The sequence below is a fragment of the Halobacillus sp. H74 genome (assembly GCF_052246715.1).
In the GTDB taxonomy this organism is placed as follows: Bacteria; Bacillota; Bacilli; order Bacillales; family Halobacillaceae; genus Halobacillus; species Halobacillus litoralis_A.
Window position 1 is genome coordinate 280,672 of record NZ_JBQQCI010000004.1, and the last position, 24,052, is coordinate 304,723.

Annotated in this window: 19 protein-coding genes and 2 pseudogenes; 10 read left to right on the forward strand and 11 right to left on the reverse strand. The window is 41.9% G+C overall.

Annotated elements, in window-relative coordinates; translation table 11 throughout:
* Positions 1-52: 52 nt before the first annotated feature.
* From ACTWPX_RS10645 to ACTWPX_RS10655, 3 genes and pseudogenes are all read left to right on the forward strand, one after another.
* Positions 53-1,030 (forward strand): annotated as a pseudogene (locus ACTWPX_RS10645) (family 16 glycoside hydrolase); the annotation flags it as partial.
* Positions 1,031-1,078: 48 nt separating this feature from the next.
* Positions 1,079-1,516 (forward strand): annotated as a pseudogene (locus ACTWPX_RS10650) (family 16 glycoside hydrolase); the annotation flags it as partial.
* 321 nt (positions 1,517-1,837) lie between these two features.
* Positions 1,838-3,598: a glycoside hydrolase family 32 protein gene (locus tag ACTWPX_RS10655; protein ID WP_443119992.1), complete on the forward strand. Its 1,761-nt coding sequence runs from the start codon at positions 1,838-1,840 to the stop codon at positions 3,596-3,598.
* A 368-nt stretch (positions 3,599-3,966) separates the two neighbouring features.
* On the opposite strand, the gene ACTWPX_RS10660 is transcribed toward ACTWPX_RS10655, so the two are convergent.
* Positions 3,967-4,797: a DUF2935 domain-containing protein gene (locus ACTWPX_RS10660; RefSeq protein WP_443119993.1), complete on the reverse strand. Its 831-nt coding sequence runs from the start codon at positions 4,795-4,797 to the stop codon at positions 3,967-3,969.
* Between the two features lie 983 nt (positions 4,798-5,780).
* On the opposite strand from ACTWPX_RS10660, the gene ACTWPX_RS10665 reads away from it, so the two are divergent.
* Positions 5,781-7,886 carry a heavy metal translocating P-type ATPase gene (locus ACTWPX_RS10665; protein WP_443119751.1) on the forward strand — a complete coding sequence of 702 codons (2,106 nt, stop codon included), beginning with the start codon at positions 5,781-5,783 and terminating at the stop codon, positions 7,884-7,886.
* A gap of 50 nt (positions 7,887-7,936) precedes the next feature.
* Here the strand turns inward: ACTWPX_RS10665 and ACTWPX_RS10670 are convergent, their stop codons facing one another.
* Both ACTWPX_RS10670 and ACTWPX_RS10675 read right to left on the reverse strand, forming a co-directional pair.
* Positions 7,937-8,503 (reverse strand): hypothetical protein, encoded by a 567-nt coding sequence (locus ACTWPX_RS10670; RefSeq protein WP_443119752.1) that lies wholly within the window; start codon positions 8,501-8,503, stop codon positions 7,937-7,939.
* A gap of 127 nt (positions 8,504-8,630) precedes the next feature.
* Positions 8,631-9,149 (reverse strand): hypothetical protein, encoded by a 519-nt coding sequence (locus tag ACTWPX_RS10675; RefSeq protein ID WP_443119753.1) that lies wholly within the window; start codon positions 9,147-9,149, stop codon positions 8,631-8,633.
* A gap of 270 nt (positions 9,150-9,419) precedes the next feature.
* Here ACTWPX_RS10675 and ACTWPX_RS10680 point away from each other — a divergent pair, with 270 nt between their 5' ends.
* Positions 9,420-10,025: a YdhK family protein gene (locus tag ACTWPX_RS10680; RefSeq protein ID WP_443119754.1), complete on the forward strand. Its 606-nt coding sequence runs from the start codon at positions 9,420-9,422 to the stop codon at positions 10,023-10,025.
* A 283-nt stretch (positions 10,026-10,308) separates the two neighbouring features.
* Here the strand turns inward: ACTWPX_RS10680 and ACTWPX_RS10685 are convergent, their stop codons facing one another.
* The 3 genes from ACTWPX_RS10685 to ACTWPX_RS10695 all read right to left on the reverse strand — a co-directional run bounded on the left by ACTWPX_RS10685 (position 10,309) and on the right by ACTWPX_RS10695 (position 13,063).
* Positions 10,309-10,863: a GNAT family N-acetyltransferase gene (locus ACTWPX_RS10685; protein ID WP_443119755.1), complete on the reverse strand. Its 555-nt coding sequence runs from the start codon at positions 10,861-10,863 to the stop codon at positions 10,309-10,311.
* Complete coding sequence (locus ACTWPX_RS10690; RefSeq protein WP_443119756.1) at positions 10,850-11,908, reverse strand: aldose epimerase family protein; 1,059 nt, start codon at positions 11,906-11,908, stop codon at positions 10,850-10,852. The genes ACTWPX_RS10685 and ACTWPX_RS10690 overlap by 14 nt, the downstream gene beginning before the upstream one ends.
* Before the next feature lie 228 nt (positions 11,909-12,136).
* The gene (locus tag ACTWPX_RS10695) at positions 12,137-13,063 is read right to left on the reverse strand and encodes a prenyltransferase (protein ID WP_443119757.1); all 927 of its coding nucleotides are present in this window, start codon (positions 13,061-13,063) and stop codon (positions 12,137-12,139) included.
* A 152-nt stretch (positions 13,064-13,215) separates the two neighbouring features.
* Here ACTWPX_RS10695 and ACTWPX_RS10700 point away from each other — a divergent pair, with 152 nt between their 5' ends.
* Entirely contained in the window at positions 13,216-13,974 is a 759-nt protein-coding gene (locus tag ACTWPX_RS10700) for a fumarylacetoacetate hydrolase family protein (RefSeq protein ID WP_443119758.1), read from the forward strand.
* 123 nt (positions 13,975-14,097) lie between these two features.
* On the opposite strand, the gene ACTWPX_RS10705 is transcribed toward ACTWPX_RS10700, so the two are convergent.
* Complete coding sequence (locus tag ACTWPX_RS10705; RefSeq protein WP_443119759.1) at positions 14,098-14,250, reverse strand: hypothetical protein; 153 nt, start codon at positions 14,248-14,250, stop codon at positions 14,098-14,100.
* Positions 14,251-14,724: 474 nt separating this feature from the next.
* Here ACTWPX_RS10705 and ACTWPX_RS10710 point away from each other — a divergent pair, with 474 nt between their 5' ends.
* Positions 14,725-15,666: an LCP family glycopolymer transferase gene (locus ACTWPX_RS10710; protein WP_443119760.1), complete on the forward strand. Its 942-nt coding sequence runs from the start codon at positions 14,725-14,727 to the stop codon at positions 15,664-15,666.
* 374 nt (positions 15,667-16,040) lie between these two features.
* On the opposite strand, the gene ACTWPX_RS10715 is transcribed toward ACTWPX_RS10710, so the two are convergent.
* The 4 genes from ACTWPX_RS10715 to ACTWPX_RS10730 form a co-directional block, all read right to left on the reverse strand.
* Positions 16,041-17,399 carry a GntP family permease gene (locus ACTWPX_RS10715; protein ID WP_443119761.1) on the reverse strand — a complete coding sequence of 453 codons (1,359 nt, stop codon included), beginning with the start codon at positions 17,397-17,399 and terminating at the stop codon, positions 16,041-16,043.
* Positions 17,400-17,414: 15 nt separating this feature from the next.
* Positions 17,415-18,533, reverse strand: coding sequence for a glycerate kinase (locus tag ACTWPX_RS10720; RefSeq protein ID WP_443119762.1), 1,119 nt, complete (start codon positions 18,531-18,533; stop codon positions 17,415-17,417).
* 90 nt (positions 18,534-18,623) lie between these two features.
* Complete coding sequence (locus ACTWPX_RS10725; RefSeq protein ID WP_443119763.1) at positions 18,624-19,709, reverse strand: CdaR family transcriptional regulator; 1,086 nt, start codon at positions 19,707-19,709, stop codon at positions 18,624-18,626.
* A 133-nt stretch (positions 19,710-19,842) separates the two neighbouring features.
* Complete coding sequence (locus tag ACTWPX_RS10730) at positions 19,843-20,292, reverse strand: Lrp/AsnC family transcriptional regulator (protein ID WP_128526918.1); 450 nt, start codon at positions 20,290-20,292, stop codon at positions 19,843-19,845.
* A 313-nt stretch (positions 20,293-20,605) separates the two neighbouring features.
* Between ACTWPX_RS10730 and nikB the strand changes: the two genes are divergently transcribed.
* The 3 genes from nikB (at position 20,606) to ACTWPX_RS10745 (ending at position 24,045) form a co-directional block, all read left to right on the forward strand.
* Positions 20,606-21,547 carry a nickel ABC transporter permease gene (gene nikB, locus ACTWPX_RS10735; RefSeq protein ID WP_443119764.1) on the forward strand — a complete coding sequence of 314 codons (942 nt, stop codon included), beginning with the start codon at positions 20,606-20,608 and terminating at the stop codon, positions 21,545-21,547.
* 87 nt (positions 21,548-21,634) lie between these two features.
* Positions 21,635-22,474, forward strand: coding sequence for an ABC transporter permease (locus tag ACTWPX_RS10740; protein WP_443119994.1), 840 nt, complete (start codon positions 21,635-21,637; stop codon positions 22,472-22,474).
* Between the two features lie 11 nt (positions 22,475-22,485).
* Positions 22,486-24,045 (forward strand): glutathione ABC transporter substrate-binding protein, encoded by a 1,560-nt coding sequence (locus tag ACTWPX_RS10745; protein WP_443119765.1) that lies wholly within the window; start codon positions 22,486-22,488, stop codon positions 24,043-24,045.
* Positions 24,046-24,052 lie beyond the last annotated feature (7 nt).

Sequence of the window (24,052 nt, forward strand, 5' to 3'; positions counted from 1 at the left end):
GTTAGTCTTACTGACCTGTTTCATTGTTGTATGTCTGCCGTCTACTTTAAGCATGGCCGAAGAGGATGGTTATTATGATGAACCACATCGCAATCAATACCATTTTTCCCCTGAAGCAAATTGGATGAATGATCCGAATGGAATGATTTATTACGAAGGGGAGTACCATTTATTTTATCAGTACCATCCATATGGGAATACATGGGGGCCGATGCATTGGGGCCACGCAGTAAGTAAAGACCTTGTAAAATGGGAACACTTGCCGATTGCTCTTTTTCCAGATGAACATGGCCAGATCTTTTCTGGAAGCGCTGTCATAGATTGGGATAATACAGCTGGTTTTGGAAAAGAGGCAATGGTAGCTATTTTTACTCACTCAGGACCGGACGGGCAGGTACAGAGTCTAGCTTATAGCCTTGACAATGGAAGAAGCTGGGATAAATATGAGGGGAATCCGGTGATGCCAGATCCTCCCGTTGCAGACTGGAGAGATCCAAAGGTCTTTTGGCATGAAGAATCAAGTCAGTGGGTTATGTCTCTAGCGGCTAAAGATAGGATTATGTTCTATACCTCCCCTAACTTAAAGGATTGGGAATATGCAAGCGAGTTTGGACCTGATGGAGGTATTCAAGCAAACAGTCTGGATAGGGTCTCTTATGCCGTGTCAGCTGACAAAGGCGGTTCATTTACCTATGAAGGTGACATCACTCTCCATAAAAAGAATGCCAGAGAAGGAGAAGGAGGGCTGGTATTTCGTTCTGATAAGGATGCTCAAAACGGTTATATGGTCCGCTTAGATGCAAAAAGCGATACAGTAATATTAAGTAAGAACGTGGAAGGAATGAATGAGGAACTGACTCGTCACTCGATGAAGTTCGACACTTTTGCTACCTATCATTTGAAGGTGGTTGTAGAAGAAGATCGAATACAGGTTTATGTTGATGAACAGCTTGTCGTTGACCAAGAAGACAGCTCGTTTGAAAATGGTTTCTTTGGTTTAACCGCAGAAAGCTCAACAGCTAGCTTTCGTAACGTAGAATTTGAGAATACATCAAATTTTTTAACAAACCTATCTAGCTGGAATCCCATAAATGGCACATGGAAGGACTCTTTAGCTGGGAAAACGGGAGCGTATGAAGGCGATGCCTTTACAGTTAGTGAAGAAAATGCAGATGATTTTTTGTATGAAGCGGATATAAAAATATCTGAACATGACGGCGGGGGAGCTGGAGCGCTGGTTTTCCGTGCTGATGATCTTGCAGAAAACGGGTACTTTGCAAATATTGATGCCTTACATGATGTCATGAAAGTCATGAAAATTGAAAATGGGGAGGTCAGTGTACTAGCTGAAAAGTCCGTACAGGTTGATACCGAACACACGTATCACATAAAGGTAGCGGCATTTGATGAAAACATTAAAGTATATTTAGATGGAACGCTAGTACATGATTTAAATGATGGATCCTTTTCAAGTGGTAAATTAGGGTTGAATGTATGGAATTCCTCGACTTTATTCCAAAATGTACAAAAAGGAAAAAACATTCATACAGATCGTAATACCATTGTTAACCCTGATTTTGAAACAAGGGATCTAACTGGATGGGAGTCAGTAAATGGAAATGCCTTCACAAATGATCATGTTACAGGCGTCACCGATTATTGGGGGGGATCGTTTAACCAGCAGGGAAATTATCATTTATGGGGTTTTTCCGATCAACAGGGGGGAGATCGTGCGACAGGTGAGCTGAATTCTTCTTATTTTAAACTTGGAGGATCGGGCGAAATTAATTTCTTATTAGGTGGAGGGAATGACCTCAGTAATCGTTATGTTTCTTTAATGAGGGCTTCTGATGATCAGGAGTTAGTTCGTCAGGCGAACTCCAAATTTAACGATGATGAAACATATAAACGGTATAGATGGGATGCTTCCGAATTTATCGGAGAAGTTCTTTATATTAAAGCTGTTGATCAGTCTACGAGCGGCTGGGGGCATATAAACCTTGACGATTTTAATGTTTACAATGAAGGTCCAATGCCAACAGACATTGATCAAGTGGCAGAAGAGCCTGAAAGTGATGAGATTCGTCAAAGTGGAACGATAAAAGACTGGTCTGCGATCACCGGGGAATGGGTGCCTTCCACACATGGGAGTAATGGGGGAATTTGGGAATGTCCTGCCTTAGTAGAGCTTCCTATTGATGGAGATCCGACTAACACGAAATGGGTCCTGCAAGTGAGCATTAATGATGGTGCCCCGGCTGGGGGATCAGGAATGCAGTACTTTGTTGGAGACTTTGATGGAAAAACCTTTACAAATGAAAGTCCTTCCGAAAAAATTCTGTGGACCGATTATGGAGCTGATTATTATGCAGCTGTGGACTGGAACGGAATTGAAGGCGAGAATGGTGAAAAATATTGGCTGGGCTGGATGAGTAACTGGCAGTATGCGAACCATACACCAACGACTACTTGGAGAGGCTCAGGTACACTCCCACGTCAAATGGAACTTACACAGACAGAGGAGGGTCCTCGTTTAAAGCAAACACCAATTTCTCTTAACAGCATCCAGGATAAGAGCAACGCAATCTCTTATCAGAATAAAAAAGCTTCAGAACTCAATAATCATCTGACTGAATTTTCTGGCACTTCGTATGAGTTGATTGCTGAATTTGATATTTCAAATACGAATGCAAAAGAGTTTGGGTTTAAGGTCCGTAAAGGAGAAAAAGAATACACAACGATAGGGTATGAAGTCGATGATAAGACGCTGTTTGTGGATCGTACTCATTCCGGTGCTTTCGATTATGGCAGCAATGTATTAGAGAATCATGAAGGCCCTTTATCTATAGAAAATGAGACTGTGAAAATGCATATTTTTATCGATCGTTCATCTATAGAAGTATTTGGGAACAATGGGGAAACAGTGATTACAGATCAAATCTTCCCTGATCCGTCCAGTCAAGGATTAGAGGTTTATAGCAATTCAGGGGACGTCACTCTAAAATCTTTGGATATATACCCGTTGGATAGTATTTGGAATAAAAAAAGCGGGTTTCAGTCTAAGCTGACAAGCTGGGAACCAATCTCAGGGAATTGGGCAGATACGATGAATGGAAAACAAGGGCAAAGCAGTGGTGATTCTTTCATTCTATCGGCCGAGAGGGGGAGTGACTTTAAGTATGAGGCAGATATCAAAATTCTCGATTCAGATTCACACCCAGATGATCCTAGTAAAGATTTAGTCGGAAACTTAGTGGGGGCAGGTGCTTTGGTCTTTCGATCAGATTCGTCTGGTGAGAATTCGTATGTGGTCAATATTGATGCGAAACATAATCAAGTGAAACTTATTAAATTTGCTAATGGCCTCGGTACAGACTTAGCGGCCTACAACCACGGAAATATAAAAACTAATAAAAGCTACCGCTTAAAAGTGGACGTTTCAGGTGCTCACATAAAAGCTTATTTAGATAACAACCTGGTGATCGATACAAAAGATCAGTCCTATAAAGAAGGACACTTAGGTCTGAACGTATGGGATGCAACGGTTTTGTATAATAAAGTGAAATTCAAACCAGATAAAAATCATAAGAATAAATGAAAAGATATGGCAGAACCCACCGTGAAATTTCAAGTCTTAAAAGGCAGCTCCTTGATAGTGGGGCTGCTTTTTTAATTGTCGGGAAATTATCAAAATTAATCATCTTTGAATGGAATAACGGAGATGAATTGGTAAGATTCGCTTCTAAAGCATTCGTTTTGAAGGGAGTTAATAATCATAATGCCTAATTGTTTACTGGCTTTCTCTTCCGGTGTCATTTACTTTTTGGAACAAGGTATGCAGCGTTGGTTGCAGGACGTTAGTCTTCCATAGTAAACAAAAGTATAATAAGTCGTATGTTTTAATCGTCACAAGTGCTTTAGGACAAGAGCTTTACGATCAATTTTAAGCTTGATTATCTTTTGGTATTAAAAGGATGGTTTTGTAAGACTACATTTCGCTAGAGATTTCAGTTCGGGCTCAAAATTAGCTAGTTTGATTAAAAAATAGCAAGATTCAGGGAAATGGTGTTCTAAAAAACGTAGTGTAGTCCGGTTAAAAACTTTATCATTTTTATACAAAAGTATCACTTTCTTTACTAATTGATTAAATCCGGCAACAGTTTCACCAACTTGTTTTGAAAAATATTGTTGACCGGGGAATCCACTATCCAAAAAACGCAAATATCCTTTGATAGTGTGGTTTTTTATCATATGTGCTCTAAAACCATTAATAAAAAATTCTGCTTCTTTGGCTAGCGGAATCTCAATCGGGTCTAACACATTTTGTAATAAAAGAGCATGACCAAGTTGATCTTCTAACCATAAATCCAATAAACGGACAAGTGGCAATTCATCTGCTTTTTTACCACTAATATAATAATTTAATATACGAAGATATTCTTGGTTTTCATTTAAGGTACCATTTAAGTAAGTAGGGGAAAGGTTTAAGTTGACTTCATTCAAAATACGGAGACTTTGTAGTGTACCCTCGAATTTAAAATAGGAGGATGACACCTGGTAACTTTCTTGTGCGAAATTGACCATTGTTGGAGAGTTTACTGGCAGGTTTTCTGACATACTTTCTAACCATTGTCTCAGTTGTTGAAAACGTTGGATGAATTGAGAAGCCATGTTAACCCATTTCATTTCTGATGAAGATAAGAAGTCGTGGATAAAATGTGCATGGTCCTCTAAAATTTCAAGCCAAAAGCTATGTTCTTCATATATGGATATTTCATAAGGGCTTCTAATGTAAATGACCTCCTCGAGTAAAACATTTCAATTAACAGTATGTTAAAGCACTGCATGTTATACGAAATTTTTGTGCCAATCAGCTTCAAACAGGTTACCGTTTGTATAACTTGTTACGTATATAGCTGATACCTGTAAAAAGGCGAGGATTTGATGGAAATGCGCAATAACATGATTAAGAGTCTAGCAATTTGTTTTTTAATATTAATAGGTAGATTCATTCTGCTGTTCATAATTACACAAATCCCTTTTCAGATGGGATTATTTGGTGGATATAAGGGTAGTAGTTTAACTATCATAGGATTATTACAAGCTTTAATGGTGATCCCTTTATTATACCTTGGATTACGCTCTTTAAAGATGAGCTTTTAAAAAAGAGGATTAACCACAAAGAAATGGAAAAGTGATAGTTTATTAGGTGTAGCAGTAGCCATTGGATGGGCAATTGTTCAATTTGTTTGGATTATCCTGCACTTTATATAGCTTCCGCTTTCTCCATTTTATTTTTTGCAGCTGGGCACTTACCTAAAGATCTTGTTGAATGGATTGATCTTCTTGTACCTAGCACCGCATATACTGTTCTTTTTTATATACAAAGAGATTAACTGCATCTATGATCGCTCATGGACTGTGGAATACAATAGTAGTTATTTTAGTCATTATAATATATTCATAGATGGTTACAGACCCCCTCCTAAACAGGTCTAAATTTTTGAATGAATAACATAATACTTCTGTTACTGCTTCCGTTATTATTATCGTTAATGGGAAAGTTGGCAGCTTCAATCTTGCGGGTTGGAGTAGTATTTTATTAAGCATGTTAATCTGCATTTTTTTATCCCCTATATAAGAGCATAGTCTGATACTTTTTTGGACAGACCAGTTAATACTTGTCTGTTTTTTTATGAAAAATAAATAAGTTTAATGATACCCCTACGAGGTAAACGTATAATAATGGAAGATTTATATTTATAATAGGAGGGAAAACGATGGCACACCATCATCACCACCAGCAATCGAATCATAAGAAAGAGGAAGATCATAACCATGAGAATGATGAGCAACATCGTGACAGCCATCAGAACCATGATCATGAAGGGCACGAACCTCACAACCATGACGGTCATGGGAACCACGGCCATGAAGGGCATGATCATGGTGCTATGGTAGAAGAGTTCAAGCAAAGGTTTTATATTTCGTTATTTGCAACTATTCCTATATTACTGTTGTCGCCGATGATTCAGGATTTTATCGGGCTGGAATTTTCCTTCCCCTTTGATCAATATGTATTATTCGGCTTAGCGACCTTCGTATTTTTCTATGGTGGCTGGCCATTTCTGACAGGCTCCGTGGACGAGCTGAAACAAAGAAATCCAGGGATGATGACCCTCATCGGCCTAGCGATTGTCGTTGCCTATGGGTATAGTTCGCTTGTCGTTTTTGGGTGGTCAGGCAAGAACTTTTTCTGGGAACTGGCGACCCTCATTGATATTATGCTTCTCGGTCATTGGATTGAGATGAAATCAGTAATGGGAGCATCAAACGCTTTACAAGAACTTGTTAAACTGATGCCCAATGAAGCTCACCGTTTAAAGGATGATGGTGAAACAGAAGATGTTCCTCTCAGTGAATTGGATGCAGAGGATCTGGTCCTCGTGAAACCTGGAGAAAAGATCCCGGTAGATGGGGTGATTACAGAAGGTAAATCGGCTGTCGATGAGTCCATGCTGACAGGTGAATCCATCCCTATAGAAAAAGAGGAAGATGGAGAAGTCATCGGTGGTTCGATCAATAAAGAAGGAAGCCTTACGATTCAGGTTAAAAATACGGGTGAGGACACGTACCTTTCCAAAGTAATCACATTGGTAGAAGAAGCTCAAAATTCCAAGTCACGGGCCCAGGATTTTGCTAATCGGGCAGCTAAATGGCTGTTTTATCTGGCACTTGGGGCAGGAATCACTACTTTCATTGTATGGATGGCCTTAGGTTTCGCATTTGATGTTGCCCTGGAGCGAATGGTAACGGTCATGGTCATCACATGTCCGCACGCCTTAGGATTAGCCGCTCCGCTTGTTGTCGCTGTTTCTACTTCCCTTTCAGCAAAACAAGGGCTATTAATCAGAAACAGACCTCAGTTTGAGAATGCCCGTAACATCGATGCCGTGATTTTTGATAAAACAGGTACTTTGACAAAGGGTGAGTTCGGTGTCACGAATGTGATTCAGGCAGAAGGGAAGGAAGAAAAAGAAATACTATACTGGGCCGCAAGTGTGGAGCAGAATTCTGAGCACCCGCTGGCTCGAGGTATCCTTGAGAAAGCACGAGACAACGACATTTCGCTGGATAGAGTCGAAGATTTCGAGTCCATTACCGGAAAAGGGCTGAAAGGGAAAGTAGACGGAAGAGAAGTGAAGGTTATGAGTCCTGGGTATATGAAAGAACAAAATTATGCTTATGATACTGATGCCTTCAATGAATTATCAGAAGAGGGGAAAACGGTGGTTTTCGTTCTCCTTGATGATGAGTTGTTAGGAATGGTGGCTCTTGCTGACATGGTTCGTGACTCAGCTAAAGAAGCGATCGCTGAGTTGAAATCCAGGAATATCCATTCCGTTATGCTTACAGGTGATAATGAAAAAGTCGCCAATTGGGTAGCCGATCAATTAGAGATGGAAGAAGTCTATGCGGAAGTGTTACCTGATCATAAAGCAGACAAAGTCAAGGAAGTACAAGCGAAGGGAAGAAAAGTGGCCATGACAGGCGATGGAATTAATGACGCCCCTGCCCTGGCTACAGCAGATGTTGGAATAGCAATCGGGAGTGGGACAGATGTTGCCGTCGAAACGGCTGATATTGTCTTAGTAAAAAGCAATCCTAAAGATATCGTTTCAATTGTAAATTTATCAAAAAATACGTATAAGAAAATGGTGCAGAACTTATGGTGGGCTGCTGGTTACAATATCTTCGCCATCCCACTAGCGGCAGGGGTGCTAGCTCCTATAGGAGTTGTTCTCAGCCCTGCCATTGGAGCGATATTGATGAGTTTGAGTACCGTGGTAGTCGCGATCAATGCCAAACTGCTAAAAGCCGAATAAGGATGAGTCATATAAGACGACACAGATATTTTGCTGTGTCGTCTTTTTAGTTAAGAAGAGTGTTGTTGATGGTGGTTTATATCATTCGCAGGTTCATCATTAAACACACTTCCCGCTAAAAGGAAACCGAGAACAATCAGAAAAACGACCAAAGGCTTTAACAACCATTTATACGAATAAATCACGGAATCAGGACTGCTGAGGTTTTTAAAAACAGGGTATAAGATAAGCGAACATACACTTAATGATAAAGAAAAGTTAAGGATTAATAGAGATTCAGAATAAGTGAGCATTTCTCCTAACATAGCCCCCATCATTCCACCCATCAAGGCAGAAATAAGACCTTCCAGGCCAGCAACTACGCCTAAGTTCCACCCGCACAGCCCGCCGAGGAAAGCTCCAGCTGATAGCCCCAACATTGTAGAAAGATACATGTTACCTGGAAGAATGAAGGCAAAGAACATCCCTATACATAAGCCGATGCTTGTCCCGATGAACATAGTTATAACCATCCGTTGAGAATGGTTAAATAGAGAGCCATACTTTTTAGCCAGCGCAAGTGAAGCGGCAACACTAAAAAATATTGTCCCAACAATAAATAGTTGAAATGATGTCATCCTTTTTGCTCCTCTTAATGAGTTTTGTATCTTAGTATCATTGTATGTTTCGAGGCAGCTGTCTATTATTTGCTTGGAACTATTGATTATAGAATGGCAATGCTTGATGGCTAATAAACTCTATTTCTCACATGTTGAACATGTTTTTGAATGTCTGAAAAGTTTCCTTCTGCTTCTCTTTTGAGCTTTCCGGGGCTGTATCTTTAATGAATTTTTCCATTAGAGTAATGTAACGACTAAGGAGCATCGTTTGCTGCAGGGCCATATGAAAATGAATGTTGCGGACATTTTCCGCTTTCATCCTTAATCCTGAATTGAAATTTGTATTAGCCATTGTTTCCGAAGTGGATTTGAGTGCTGTCAATATATTTTCTTGACTCATACCTAAGGAGATTTGGTGGCAATTTATCTGAACAGGCTCCCACTTATGTAAGTCATTAACCCCGATGGTTTCATTTAGATCTGGATCCATAAGCGCAATCATGACTTTCACATGATTCTGCATGATCATGTACTGCTCTGTAGCAACTTGCTTGATTTCCGCGTCTTGTATGCTGCAGATGAAAGTCGCTAATTTATCTAGTTCAGCTTTATGAACGGATAAGTGCTCAGCCATTAAACTTAAGTCGATCATTTTTAGAATCATAACCAACATCCCTCCCCATCTTTATATTTATTTCTGTGACTTTAAATAATGACTGGAGAATGGAAATGATACATATATCAAATAACAAACAGGCGCGATCAATTAATATATACTTGAATTTAAAGAATTAGAAGGGCGCAACTCGGTGTATAATTTCCCTGTGAAGAAATGGATTCGAAAGATTTTTAGTGATTGTTTCCTATTGCAGGTGTACTCGATAGTAAATATAATTACGGGGGAGGGGTATTATTTCGAAGGAGGTACATAGCCATGAAAGGATTTTTATTAAGTGTAATCTTGCTAGTGTTTGCAGTAGGCATTACTGCATGCTCGAATAGTGAGGGAGGCGAGGAAATACAAAATAATGAAAATAGTGAAGGTGCGAATGAAGAAATGAATAGTGAAGGCTCTGATGAGGGTGAGGGAACGGATCATTCAGATATGAATCATTCCAGTTCAGGGGAAGTTCCAGAGGGCCTGAAGGAAGCAGATGACCCAACCTATAGAGTAGGTGACGAGACCACCATCACTGAGGGGCATATGGCCGGGATGGAAGGTGCGAAGGCTACAATTACAGGTGCTTATGATACCGTAGCTTACGTGGTGTCTTATGAACCGGCGAATGGGGCTGAAAGAATAACGGACCATAAATGGGTAATCCATGAAGAAATTGAAGAAGCAGGCAATAGACCATTTGAATCTGGTGATGAAGTCACACTTAATGCTTCCCATATGAAAGGAATGGATGGATCAACAGCCACAATTGAATCTGCCAAAGAAACAACGGTTTACATGGTTGACTTTGAAAATACTGGTGGAGGAAAAAAAGTAGAAAATCATAAGTGGGTAACCGAAGAAGAGCTAAGTGCTGAGTAAAAGGTGACGTGCACTTTTTTACGGACAACTTGAAGTGGGCCCGAGTGTGTTTCTGGGATTACGTAACTTGAAACAGGTAGATAACAAGTTGTCAGGTTTGAAATGAAACCGTTTAGAGAGGGAGGAATTTAAGCAGGTACACGATTTTTCTCAAAAAGAAGTTCTTGAGTTCATCAGCGGAGTTTATTTGAAGGAATGCTGGCACGGTGTTTGAAAATTGTTTAGTGATCGTATAACAGGCAAACGAAAACGCTTGGAAGTTACTATCCAAGCGTTTTTCCAGTTAGGGATTTTCAGGTTTTCCCCAATCAGTGTTTAATAAGGAAAAGATTAAGGCATCGTGACATTGGTTATTTTGATAAAGGTATCCTCTTAATACACCTTCTTTGATAAAGCCTAACCGCCTTAAAAGCTGTATAGATGGCTCATTTTGAGGGTAGGTAACAGCCCCCATCCTAAAAAGTTTTAAATCTTCGAATGAATAACGCAATACTTCTTTTACGGCTTCCGTTGTCATTCCTTTGCGCCAATGGGAAGGATGTAATTCAAAACCGATCTCTGCTTTTTTACTCCACGTCCTCAGGTTGTTCAATCCTGCTGTGCCGACAAATTCATCTGTCTCCTTTAGGACGATGCCCCATCTGATGCCCCTTTTGCTTTCATAGTTGTTTTGAAAAGAGGCTACTATTTTTGCGGCCTCATCCATACTTTTCAAGCTCTCCATGCCATAATATTCAGTAACTTCGTCATTGGACATAATTTGAAAAAAGCTTTGAGTATGTTCCTCTTTTACTTGAACTAATTTCAATCGTTTGGTTTCCAACTCAGGAAATCCCATGATCCGCACTTCCTTCCGTTGTGAATATAAACGAAGTTTGTTGCGTATAGCGGTCGCCTGCCTTCAATTTCACGGAAGGAAGACCTTCGTGATGAAGTGACGCTGGGGAGCTTTGCGTCTCAAAGCAAACTCCGGAATATTTACTGGATTGTCGGCCTGCCAACTGACATTCATCTGTTAGATTGTTCGAAGTGTACACGACTACCCCGGGCTGGTCTGTATGTATGGTCATTTTTCTTCCACTATCCTCATCGCTTACTTCTATGGTGTTTTTCTTTATATGGTCGAAAAGGAAGTAATGATCGTAGCCTGATTTAGCTATCATGTTCTGATCGTAACTGGATTGAGTTCCGGTCCGTAATGGGGCTGGGATACGAAAGTCAAAGGGTGTGCCTGCAACAGAGCGGATCGTTCCAGTAGGAATCAGGTGATCGTCAAGCTCGAGAAATTGTCGGCTGGGGATCTTCACTTCATGATCGGGGATCGAATGCTCCAGGTTTCCACTCAGGTTGAAATAGGTGTGGTTCGTCAAAGTGAGGACGGTATCCTGGCTGCTCTTTGCCTGATAATCGATAAGAAGCTGGTGGTTGTTATTCAATTGGTACGTTACTTTTACAGTCAACTCCCCTGGATAACCACTGTCCATGTGAGGGCTTTTATGTATGAGAGTGAGACCGGCCTGATCTTCTTCCTGAAAAGTTTCTGTCTCCCAAACCTTCGTGTGAAATCCCTCTGAACCTCCGTGAATATGGTGTTCACCCTCGTTTGCCTCTAATTCGTAGTTTTCCCCATTCATTGAAAAAGAAGAGCGATCGATACGTCCTGCGACTCTTCCGATGAGGGCCCCGAAGAAGTTAGGGTCTTCGAGATAATCTTCATCGTTTTGGTACCGGAGCACGACATTTTCCACCTGACCATGTTTATCAGGAACGTTGATTTCTTTAATGATCCCTCCGTAATTCAGCGCTTTTATTGTCATCCCATGATCATTAGAAATGGTGAACTGTTTCCACCCAATAGCCAGTTCTTCCTCAATGATTTTCATAAGTATCCTCCAATTGGTAAGTTGCCTCCATTATATCATTTTCTAGTGTTACCGATGCCAAAGAGGCTCACCATCGTTATGGAGAGCCTCTAATTTATTCAGGAAGAGAAAGGAGCTCAGTTGTGATAGGAAATTACTATTCTTCTACACAAACCATCATGATTTCCCAGGAAATATAGAAGATTTGCAATGGGAAATGTCAGAAAAAGGACTGATCAGCTGTATTTCTTAAATGAAAATCCCTAACCAGAGAGCATTTACCATAGCTAAAACGAGAGTCATCTTCTCATAATTAGAAACCTGCTGATGATTATGAATGTCCATTTTCACAATCAGGGAGATTGTTGCGATGATGATGACGGCGAGACCGAGGGCCGCATAAATACGATCAAAGCCAAGCCAGAAAACGCAAAGACCTGTCATCCCGAAATATATAAGGGCTGGCAGGCGGCTGAAACCACTTCCGAACTTGTTGACCGCCCATACGACACTCGTACGTTTAGTGGGTGAAGCCTGTTGGTCTGCTTCCCGATCAGGAATGTGGTGAATCATGACCCAGGCAATACAAAACAAAGCGTTGATGGTGGCATTTTGTATGGCCCATAGTGGCACCGTGTCCATAGCTAACCAGGCCCCGGCAAGACCGAGAAAGAAAACAGATGGGAAAGTTGACAGCCATTCTCCGATAAACGGGCGGTAACTTAGCCGTAAAGGGGGAAGGGAATAAGAGATCGCCCCCCACAGACCGATGGATAACAAGATGGCCAGCTTATAATATTGCAAGAACAATAGAGTAAGTACGATGATGCATAAAGTGCCAATCAATCCTTTGCCTAAACGCCACATTGTTGAAGAGGAAATTAAACCGTTTTGGATCACCCGGCTCCCTCCTGACAATATTGCAGGACTATTGGCATCAGTCCCGGATTGGTCGTCTATGTAGTCGTTCAAGATATGGGTCAGTATTCCATGGATCATGATTGCACCGACGACCAGGAGGGTAAAGGTCGTCACCAATGTATTACCTGAGATGGAGAAATATAGATATAGAGGGAGAATTGTAGATACGATGGTAGCCATGCTTGAGGAAATAACCGCCACTGCTCGAAGCAGAAGCCATCCTCCCTTTAAGGTTGTGAGGGCTTGGCTGAACATATTAAAACAACTCCTTTAAAGTATAATAAATCTAGTATTTTTAAATATAACATACCCTTTTGAAAGAGATATCAAGCTTTGAGGTGGAAATCCTTCACCTATACATGTAATAGGTTTACAATATATTAAACAAGATTAAAGGAGGAGAGCTTATGAAATATTTGCGTTTTCAAACGAGTGGGGATGTTTGTTTTGGTTTATTGGAAGGGGAAACGATTACTCAATTGAAAGGTGATTACCTAAAGGGAGCTGTTGAAAAAAGTTCGGTTACATATAATTTGGATGAAGTGACACTCCTGCCACCTGTCGAACCGTCTCAGGTAATCGGGATCGGACTTAATTATGCACTCCATGCAGAAGAAACAGGAAAGCCGCTGCCAGAGGAACCGATGATGTTCATGGTTTCACCAAGTGCTGTGATTGCTGATGGGGAGAAAATCGAGTTGCCGAACATGCACCACCGGATCGACTATGAAGCAGAGCTTGCTGTAGTAATTGGAAAAGAAGCGAAACATGTGACGAAGGAAGATGCTCTTTCTTATGTTTTCGGTTACACGATGGGCAACGATATCTCCAATCGGCACTTACAAAAGAAAGACGGGCAATTCACAAGAGCGAAGTCATTCGCCACTTTCAAGCCGCTTGGTCCTGCCATCGAGACAGAACTTGATCCGAATCGTACAGGGATTAAACTATCGCTTAATGGTGATATCAAACAGCAGTCCAATACGTGTGATTTGATTCATAGTGTCGAAGATTTATTGGTGAAGGTGACAGAAGTGATGACACTTAAACCAGGCGATGTCATTTTGACAGGAACACCATCCGGCGTCGGCCCGCTTTCACCTGGTGATCAAGTCGAAATTGAGATTGAGGGAATCGGTAAACTTACGAACGCTGTAAAAGAGTAAAGGAGAAGGTGGCTGGGACAAAAGAATTTTGCCGCTAGAAAACCCGAACAAATTGTTCGGGTTTTCTTTATGAAGCAATAAATGCATACGGCGCTCCGGCATCATACTTGGGAAAAACCCTTCTCAATCTAGAGGAGCTGTTAAAGTTTGTTGTTGCTTCTCACGAATCGCTTGTCGGTAGGTGCTTGCCGCGGGCACGGCCTCAGCTAACTTGGTCAAGAAGATCACTTGACCAAGTGGATATTCGGCTCGCGCTGTTCCCGCAGGCGTCACCACCGACCGCTCATCGTGTAAGCAACGAGGCCACCTAAAAAGAGTGATTTTCTTTGATTTAAAAACAAAGAAAATCACTCTTTTTCCTTGTACATTGAAAGAAGCCGATTTGATGCATAACTCAAAAAGTTGCAGTTCTTCAGTGGCCTCCATCATACTTCGCTTTCCGCGGGCACGAGCAGGAGTCTACGTATGTTGCCTACGCTCCATTTGATCCATTCCACCCTTTTGTTCGTCTTTTCCTGTGGCAGTTAGTGTTTTGTCCCAGCCCCTTTTTGGATAGTTGTTTCTTTTCTGCTTCAAGTGCGTACAAATAATTATTCTATCCGTAATGGTTGCTTAGCGAAGGTTTTGTAAGCTTATATTTAAAGGTTTCCGCATAGATTAATAGATTTTATAGCAAATAGAATTGTAATGGTGTGAGGTTATTTATATAATAGAAAAAGATTGTTAGAAAAAAATTGGAGTGAAGGATCGATGAGTCGTTCAACAAAACATAAGAAGAAAAAAGGAAGCTTGTGGAAGATCCCCCTTCTCCTGCTCTCCCTCATATTGATATCAGGCGGCATATATGCTTACACCGTGTATAGCGGTGCAAAGAGCACAGTGGAAGACAAAATGCACCGGGAAGTAGCCTCGATCGATCATGGGCTGACCGAGAAGAAGCGTAAAGAACAGGAGCCATTGAATATTTTGCTTATGGGAGTGGATGAAAGAGACGGAGATCAGGGACGTTCGGATGCCTTGATGGTTCTCTCTGTAGACCCTAACAACAATCGCAGCCAGATTGTAAGTATCCCGAGAGATACAAGGACCCAGATGGTCGGAGATTCCTCACAATCCGGCAACCTGGACAAGATTAATCACGCTTACGCCTTCGGTGGAACAGATATGGCGATTCAAACCGTCGAGAACTTCCTTGATGTGGATCTTGATTATTATGTGAGCATCAATATGGAAGGACTTGCTGAGATGGTAGATGCAGTCGGTGGCATCACCATCAATAATGATATCGACTGGCAGGGGAAAGACGGCTTCCATTACAAAAAAGGTGAACTCACTATGGATGGCGACGAAACCCTAGGCTACGTGCGGATGCGCTACGAAGACCCGAACGGAGATTTTGGACGTAATGAACGGCAACGTAAAGTCATTGAAGGAATTATCAATAAGGGAGCCAATGTCGGTTCCATCAATAAAATCGGGAATGTGATGGATGTTCTTGGTAAAAATGTCACGACAAACATGGATTTCGGAACGATGAAGGATTTGATGGTGAACTACCGGAGCGCCCGGGAGAATTTGACCACATATCAAATGACGGGTACCGGAACGAAAATCGGTGGCACCTATTACCTGGAAGTATCTGATCAAGAGGTTCGCGATGTTCACGACATGATTTCAGAATATAATTCATAATCAGAAGGCCGTCTCTGAAAGAGGCGGCTTTTTTATTTAAGAATTTAAAAATAACAGCCTATAGAAGACTTCCCCCTTCTTAACAAGTGTCCTCACTTCCACAATAGTTGGCTTTAGGGAAATTTACTTAACTACAAGATTTAACCTAGTTTTATATTGAAAGTCCCTAGTAAATGAAAAAAGTGATAGAGATCTGGATAGAAAGTGATGAAGGAGGGAATTTTGTTTTCATTCCCTCTTTGGGATGTGATTTTTTTATCTGATCTCCTTGTTAAGGTGAAGAGGTAGGTTGCGTTTATGGAGTGATTAAAAAGGAGTGGAATCTATTAAAAACCGTTCAAGGAATAGTCCTTGAACGGTTTTTCTATGGAGCATCAAACGAAGATGAACCAGAGTACGGATGTCACGATGATTGCTGTCATCCCTTGAAGCAATGTACCCATTGTTTGAGCCTTATAGGCTTGCGTGATAGACATGCCGCTGAACTCTTTGACAACCCAGAAATAACTATCATTTACATGAGAAACGACCATTGCACCTGCACCGACAGCCATGACGACAAGTGCTAGTGGAACAGCCCCTTCAATGCCGATTTGCGGCAACAGAGGAGCAATCAGGGTTGATGTAATGACAATTGCAGCCGTTGATGATCCTTGAGCACTTTTCAAAGCTGCTGCGATTACGAAGGGTATAAAGATGAAGAGAGCTCCGACGGCAACTTCATTCTCTGCGATTCCTTTTATTAGGTCAGCAATACTAGTAGAACTGATGACAGAACCGAACGCTCCACCTGCACCTGTAATCAATAGAATAGGAGCAGCTTCTTTGATTCCGATTCCTACCCATTGAGTGAGTGTTTTTTCGTCGAATTTCGGTAATAATGCGAACGCGAATAACACACCGACCAAAAGCGCGACGACAGGGGAACCCAGGAATAAGAAAAAGGAGAAGACAGGACCTTCCCAACCAGCAAATGTGATGACTGAGCTGAAACCGATAAGCAAAATCGGGACAAGAATCGGTGCGAATGATTTAGCAGCAGATGGCATGTCGCCGAAACTGCTCACGACTTCATCGTAATCATACACTTTATCGTCCTCGCTGCTTTCAACATGAATTTTTGTTCCAGCTTTGACAGCCCAAAGGTAACCGACTAAAATAGCTGGAATGGCAACGATGAAACCAAACAAGATGACCGTACCAAGATAGTTCTGTGCACCGATATTTCCCGCAGCTGCAATTGGACCTGGAGTAGGCGGGACGAGCGTGTGTGTTGCGAATAAACCTGTGGAAAGAGCGATAGCCATTGATGCTACTGTCACTTTCGTTTTGTTCGCAAGCGCTTTCTTTAATGATGATAAAATAACGTATCCTGAATCGCAGAATACGGGGATGCTGACAATACTTCCGATAGCACTCATGGCAAGCTGCGGGCGTTTTTCACCGACGATCCGAAGTACGACTTCAGCCATACGTAAGGCTGCTCCTGATTTTTCTAAAATAACTCCGATGATCGTTCCGAAAACAATGACGAGACCGATTCCTCCCATCAATCCTCCGAAACCGCCATTGACAGCTTCTACAACATCCGTAAGTGGCATACCGGCTAAGATTCCGATGGCGAAGGCGGCTATCAATAATGATAGAAAAGGGTGAAGATTGAACTTCGCCGTTGCTACAATCACAAACAAAACACCTAAAACTATGATTAAAATAAGGCCGAATCCATCCATAATTTCACTCCTTCATTAGTTGAGGATCAAACGAGCAACTTGCTTCGTTGCCTGAAATAAATAATCTTCTGCATTTTCCAAGCATTCTTCTAACGATTTGGGACCTGGAACGATGGAAAAACAACTGGTGAAAAGTTGGTTCAATTGCTCAAATTCACCGTCTATGCCGCCAGATAATAATAGGGCAGGTTTTCCAAAGTGTTGAGCCAATTCAGCTACATGCCCAGGAGCTTTTCCATACAGCGTCTGCTCATCACTTTGGCCTTCCCCCGTGATGACATAGTCAGCATTTTGGACGGCTTCACGTAGTTGAATGGCCTCAGCAACAAGTTTTGCTCCAGATTCGAGTTTTGCTCCGATAGCAAGAAAAGCGAAGCCGAGACCACCTGCCGCACCAGAACCTGGATAATCCATTAAACTTTGGCCGATCGTTTCCTCTATAAGTTTTCCATAGGTGTGTAAGGATTGGTCATAAGAGACGATCTGTTCTTTTGTTGCACCTTTTTGACGGGCATAAATGTGACTGGCTCCCCTTGGACCTGTCAAAGGATTGTCAACATCGGAAGCGATACGGATCGTAGTTTCTGCTAAACGTGGATCGATGGAAGATAAATCGATGTGTTCGATATTTGCCACATCTTTGCCGAATTTTCCAACTTGTTGGCTATTGTTATCAAGCGTTTTCATACCAAGAGCTTGTAACATACCAAGTCCGCCATCGTTCGTAGAGCTGCCGCCAATGGCGATCATCAAATCGCGATGACCACGGTCGAGCGCATGTTGAATAGCTTCGCCAATTCCATAGGTAGTCGTGTGGTCAGGATTCCTTTTACCTGATGGGACAAGAGGTAAGCCAGCAATATTAGCTCCCTCGATGACAGCACGAGTTTCATCAAGGGCGAGATACCAGCTTTTCGATTTTTCCCCTAGAGGTCCGGTGCAATCAAAAGTTACTTTCTCGTGCTCAGTGGCTTTTGCTAAAGCCTCAAGTGTTCCTTCCCCTCCATCAGCCATCGGTTTTAAGACCGCTTCCACTTGGGCATCGACCTCTTGAAAAGCTCGCCGCATGATTTCTGAGACTCTCTTAGAGGAAAGACTTCCTTTGAAGGAGTCTGGTGCAAATAAAATCCTCATTTTATGGTCCCTCCTTATCATTTTGTCTTACCTTTATTCAAACGAAAATCAAGAGATAAAACAATTGATAACACGTACAAAAATTCAGAATTATGTAAGCGTATTCTTGTGCAAATGCACAAATCGATTGTTAATCAAAATACTTTGCAAAATGACGGCATCTTTGAATTTTCTTGGGTCAAGTCCGACTTTTTTGCTTAATTGATCAAGGCGGTAAAGGAGTGTGTTGCGATGAATGTGGAGTTTTTCTGCAGTGCGGTTCATCTTCAAATCACATTCAAAATAACAATGAAGAGTGTCTACATAGGGGCGCTCTAATTTCTGAAGGCGATGAGCGTATAGATTTGTGACATCTCGGTATATTTTTCCATCGATATGGTGCAGAAGTCGATCCATCTTCAGGAATTCACTGTAGACAGGTTTGCCTTTTTCTCCTGCCAGTTGTATAGCTTCCTGAGCCTGCTTAAATGAAGCGCGGATGCCGCGAATCGCATACCCGGGCTCTCCAATACCCATATAACCTCGATCGGGACACGAGGGAAGGGAGTGATTGTAAGGCAATGGAACAACGACCATGTTTTCCTGGTATGGCAATACGAATAGTGGCTCGATATTTTCTGCCTCTGCTGTTTTACGAATGGACTCGGCCAATTCAAAGGAGGATTCTGTTTGAAAAAGAATGACTTGCCAAGTTTTCTTGATATCGATCCTCAATGTGTACTGCGCTTCTTTTTCTAACTCAGCTACATCAATCTCGTCTGGTTGAAGCAGTTGGTGCAGCCAATGACTCCATTGCCTCTCTTGATAGAAGGCTTGCCTTTGGATGTACATTTGTTCTAAAGCTATTTCCACGGATCCTTGTGTCATTCCAGCTGCTTGATAAACCTCGTCTGGTTCTCCAGTCAGCCCAACGACTCCTGCCAGCTCTCCACGGTGAAAAATTGGGAGGTTGACTCCAGGTTTAGTATTGGAAAAAAGCTCGGTATCTTTTGGGCTGATTTTTTGAGGCTCCAATGTCTCGATGACCTGTTGAGCGCCTCCATGTAATTGATCGATACGGGAGGTATCTGTGCTGGCGACAATCTTTCCAAATGGATCCATCAGATTGATCGGGACATTTATATATTTGGATAAGCGGTGAATTATTTCATGACCGAGCTGTGAAGTTAATTCCATGGTGGGAGGCTCCTTTTATATTTTGCTTTATTTTACCCGAAGATGAAGATCGGTGAAGGACAGAAACTATGGGTGAACATCAAATGGCATCTACCAAAAAAGGACAAGTTCTCAAATGGAAAACCTGTCCTTTTTATAGTTTCAAGCCGCTTCTGCTTTTGAATCTGCGCAATAATGTATGACTTTCGACACGGGTGATGCCCTCAAGAGCATACAGTTCATTGTTGATGAAGGACTCCAGCTCTTTGAAATCCTTTACGAGGACGTGCATATGTAAAGTGCTTGGTCCTGTCATTTGGTAACAACTAGCCACGTATGGATTGTTGGCAAGGTTTTCAGCGACTTCTACGAGTGAACGCGGTTCACAGTCAACTTCGAAAAATGCGGAGACCTGTTTGCCCACTTTTTCACTGTTTACAACAGCTGTGAATTTTTCAATGACTCCACACTCGATTAATTGATTGACACGTGAACGGACAGCTACTCTGGATAGGCCTAAGGTCTTGCCTATGTCTGTATAAGAGAGACGCCCGTCCTCAATGAGCAGCTCGAGTATTTTCTTGTCTACATCATCTATTTTCAAGGTTGAATCCTCTTGCATTCCATCACCGCCTCAATTATTTCTGTAAGCCCTAAGAATTTTACCACTAAAATAGTCCCCTATCAAATATAGACCTCATAATTGATAGAAAAATTAAAAAATTTGCACTTTTCCCTTACTGAGGGTTTCAATTTTCTGAATATTACATTATACTCATTTACAAAGAAAAACGATTGTTAATTAAATTTATTAATTTGATTAACTTTCGAAATCTAAATGGTTATACTCATTTGTTTTTGGTGTTGGATTAAGATGAAACACTTTCAAGTGATTCCATTTGTTTAGGAGGGAAGACATGCTAGGTTTGATCGTTAAGCGTTTATTTCAGTTGGTCTTATTGTTATTTGGTATTTCATTTCTTGTATTCATGAGTATGCATTTAGCTCCAGGTGACCCAGCAACTATCATAGGCGGGCCGACAGCTACCGACTCTGATTTAGCGGCTATAAGGGCTGAATTAGGCTTGAATCAACCGGTTATGCTTCAATTTTTCGATTACATACGGGGGGTTTTACAAGGAGATCTTGGTTATTCTTTTCAAAATAACCAATCCGTTTCAGAGGCGATTGTCACCCGCTTCCCGCAAACATTGAACCTGGCTGTAGCAAGTATGCTGGTAGCGATTTTGATTGGAGTTCCAGCTGGAATCATATCAGCCATTAAACAGAATTCCTGGTTCGATGTATCAAGTACAACTGTCGCTTTGGCGGGAATATCGATTCCGAACTTTTGGTTGGGGGCCATGTTGATTCTCATCTTCTCCGTAGAACTTCAGTGGTTACCTGTTGGCGGTCTCAGTGCTCCGTTTTGGACTATAGAAGGGATTAAGCAGTTGATTCTTCCGGCGATTACGCTGGGAACAGCATCAGCAGCCATGATTGCAAGAATGAGCCGTTCAGCTATGTTGGAAGTCATTCGTGCCGACTATATAAGGACAGCGAGAGCGAAAGGGGTCAAGAAAAATACCGTTGTTTGGGTTCATGCCTTGAGAAATGCCATGATTCCCGTAATCACGGTGATTGGGTTGAACTTCGGTTTTCTTTTGGGAGGAACCATCATTACGGAACAAGTATTTGCGATCAACGGTGTGGGGCGATTAATGATCGATGCTATTGCCGCGCGGGACTTTCCGGTTGTTCAAGGGACTGTCCTTTTAGTCGCTACGCTGTTTGTTGTTGTCAATCTGTTAGTTGATATCATCTATGCTTTCGTTGATCCGAGAATCAGCTATGACTAAGGAGAGGAGGGGGAAATATTGGCGGGCTCAAGTACTTTAACAAGACAACAAACGAATGCGGTCAAGATAGAAAGTAAAAAGGAAAGAATGTTAGTTAAAACAGTGAAACGTTTATTGAAAAATAAACTGGCTGTGTTTGGGTTATTCATTATTGTGATCCAGGTGATACTAGCAGCATTCGCTCCCTGGTTTGCTACCTATGACCCTATCAAACAGGATTTGACCAACGCGGAACTAGGAATCGGTGTTGAAGGGCACTGGTTAGGTACCGACAATTATGGGCGGGATGTTTGGTCAAGACTTGTCTTTGGAGCTAGAATTTCTTTACTCGTTGGAATTGGGTCGGTGGGATTGGGTTTGATTGGCGGTATAACACTCGGGTTGATATCTGGTTATTTTAAAAAGCTTGATGGAATTATAATGAGGTTCGTAGATTTATTGTTCGCCTTTCCAGGTATTTTGTTAGCCATGCTCATCATCGCTATGCTTGGAACCAGTCTGGTCAATGTTGTAATCGCAATCAGCATATGGTCGATCCCGACTTGTGCAAGAATTGTCAGAGGGAGTGTTTTGTCGATTAAAAAACAAGAGTATATCTTAGCGATGAGATCTCTTGGGGCTGGTAACACTCGTATTCTCGTCAAACATGTGCTGCCGAATTGCACCGCGCCGATTATCGTATTCGCGACTATGCGTATGGCTACAGCAATTCTATCAACAGCCGCTTTAAGTTTCCTGGGTTTAGGCGCACAGCCTCCCACTGCTGAATGGGGGGCGATGATCGCTGCAGGACAAGATTATATGTTTACATCACCACATCTTACCATCGTACCGGGGATTGCGATTATGTTAGTCGTTTTCGCATTCAATGTTGTCGGTGATGGGCTAAGGGATGCGCTCGATCCAAATATGGAGCTAGATCAATAATATTAGGAGGAATGACATTGAAAAAAATTCGTTTGTATGGATTGTCGATTTTCGTAGTGGTCATGATGGTTTTGGCAGGGTGTAGTGATGAGTCTGGTACAGAGGCTGATCAAGGTGAAGGAGGTTCTGGTGCTGATTCGACTCAGGAAATCACGTATGCTACAACCTCTGATGTTTTAGGATTGTCACCGATCGATACCAATGATTCTGTTTCCTCCGCCATGATAGAGCAAGTCTATGAAACTCTTTTTATTCGTGATCCAGAAACAATGGAAATTAAACCACACTTGGCAGAATCTTATGAGAATCCTGATGACCTTACATGGGAGATCAAATTGAAAGAAGATATAACTTTCCATGATGGCACACCTTTTAATGCAGAAGCTGTGAAATATACGTTCGAAGAGTTCAAAAATGAAGAAAGAGCGGCTCCGAGGGCTTCATTAATGGAACCTGTGGAATCGATTGAAGTGAAAGATGAGTACACAGTGGTTTTGAAAACAGCTGAGCCTTATGGCCCGTTACTGGCGGCATTATCTCATACAAATGCTTCCATCGTGAGTCCTGAAGCTGATAAAGCCGGGAATTTAAATGAAAACCCAGTCGGAACAGGACCTTTTATCTTTGAAGAATGGGTTCAGGGAGACCATGTTTCTTTGAAAAAGAATGAAGATTATTGGCAAGGAGCACCACAGTTAGAAAGTGTTACGATGAAAGTTGTTCCAGAATATTCCACTGCTGTTTCTATGCTGCAAACAGGGGAAGTCCAGTTTATCGATGCGATTCCGACTGAACAGCTTCCACGCCTGGAGTCCATGGATAATGTGGAAATCCAGCAAAAAGAAGGCACCCCTGTTTATTACTTAGGTTTTAATATGAATAAAGAACCTTTCAACGATATCAATTTCCGCAAGGCTGTCTCTTATGCTGTCGATCGTGAGGCATATGTCCAGCAATTGAATGGATTGGGTGTGAAAAATAATAGCATCATCGGACCAAAAGTGTTCGGCTATGATGAGTCCGCTTCTGAAGAAGGTTATTCTTACGATCCAGAGAAAGCGAAGCAATTGATTGAGGAAAATGGCTATGAAGGAAAAGAAATCACTTTGCTTGCAGCCAACCGCGATATGTATATGAAGATGGCTGAAATTGTCCAGGCCCAACTGACGGATGCAGGTTTGAGTGTGAACATCGAAACGATGGAGTGGGGGACTTTCCTTGATACGACTGCTGAAGGTAATTTCGAAATGACATTCCTCGGCTGGTCGAACAGTACCGCAGATGGCAGCGAATTACTATATCCGAACCTTCATTCAGATAATATCGGATCTTCCAACCGTATGGGATATGACAATGGTGAGTTCGATCAACTTGTGAATGAATCGCGGATAACCGTCGATCAGGAAGTGCGTCAGGAAAAACTGAATGAGGCAAATATCATGGCGGTCAATGACGGGGTTTGGATTCCGATGCACCACGGTGTAGTGACAGCGGCATTTGATCAGTCTGTTAAAGGTTTAGAGCTTGATCCGACAGGTCAATGGTCCCTTTATAATGTAAGCAGAGAGTAGGTGGAGA

Excerpts from the sequence above, each read along its gene's own strand:
- ACTWPX_RS10655 (WP_443119992.1), top strand. The coding sequence starts at position 1,838 with ATGAGGGCTTCTGATGATCAGGAGTTAGTTCGTCAGGCGAACTCCAAA.
- ACTWPX_RS10665 (WP_443119751.1), top strand. The coding sequence starts at position 5,781 with ATGGCACACCATCATCACCACCAGCAATCGAATCATAAGAAAGAGGAA.
- ACTWPX_RS10670 (WP_443119752.1), bottom strand. The coding sequence starts at position 8,503 with ATGACATCATTTCAACTATTTATTGTTGGGACAATATTTTTTAGTGTT.
- ACTWPX_RS10675 (WP_443119753.1), bottom strand. The coding sequence starts at position 9,149 with ATGATTCTAAAAATGATCGACTTAAGTTTAATGGCTGAGCACTTATCC.
- ACTWPX_RS10680 (WP_443119754.1), top strand. The coding sequence starts at position 9,420 with ATGAAAGGATTTTTATTAAGTGTAATCTTGCTAGTGTTTGCAGTAGGC.
- ACTWPX_RS10685 (WP_443119755.1), bottom strand. The coding sequence starts at position 10,863 with ATGGGATTTCCTGAGTTGGAAACCAAACGATTGAAATTAGTTCAAGTA.
- ACTWPX_RS10690 (WP_443119756.1), bottom strand. The coding sequence starts at position 11,908 with ATGAAAATCATTGAGGAAGAACTGGCTATTGGGTGGAAACAGTTCACC.
- ACTWPX_RS10695 (WP_443119757.1), bottom strand. The coding sequence starts at position 13,063 with ATGTTCAGCCAAGCCCTCACAACCTTAAAGGGAGGATGGCTTCTGCTT.
- ACTWPX_RS10700 (WP_443119758.1), top strand. The coding sequence starts at position 13,216 with ATGAAATATTTGCGTTTTCAAACGAGTGGGGATGTTTGTTTTGGTTTA.
- ACTWPX_RS10710 (WP_443119760.1), top strand. The coding sequence starts at position 14,725 with ATGAGTCGTTCAACAAAACATAAGAAGAAAAAAGGAAGCTTGTGGAAG.
- ACTWPX_RS10715 (WP_443119761.1), bottom strand. The coding sequence starts at position 17,399 with ATGGATGGATTCGGCCTTATTTTAATCATAGTTTTAGGTGTTTTGTTT.
- ACTWPX_RS10720 (WP_443119762.1), bottom strand. The coding sequence starts at position 18,533 with ATGAGGATTTTATTTGCACCAGACTCCTTCAAAGGAAGTCTTTCCTCT.
- ACTWPX_RS10725 (WP_443119763.1), bottom strand. The coding sequence starts at position 19,709 with ATGGAATTAACTTCACAGCTCGGTCATGAAATAATTCACCGCTTATCC.
- nikB (WP_443119764.1), top strand. The coding sequence starts at position 20,606 with ATGCTAGGTTTGATCGTTAAGCGTTTATTTCAGTTGGTCTTATTGTTA.
- ACTWPX_RS10740 (WP_443119994.1), top strand. The coding sequence starts at position 21,635 with ATGTTAGTTAAAACAGTGAAACGTTTATTGAAAAATAAACTGGCTGTG.
- ACTWPX_RS10745 (WP_443119765.1), top strand. The coding sequence starts at position 22,486 with ATGACATTGAAAAAAATTCGTTTGTATGGATTGTCGATTTTCGTAGTG.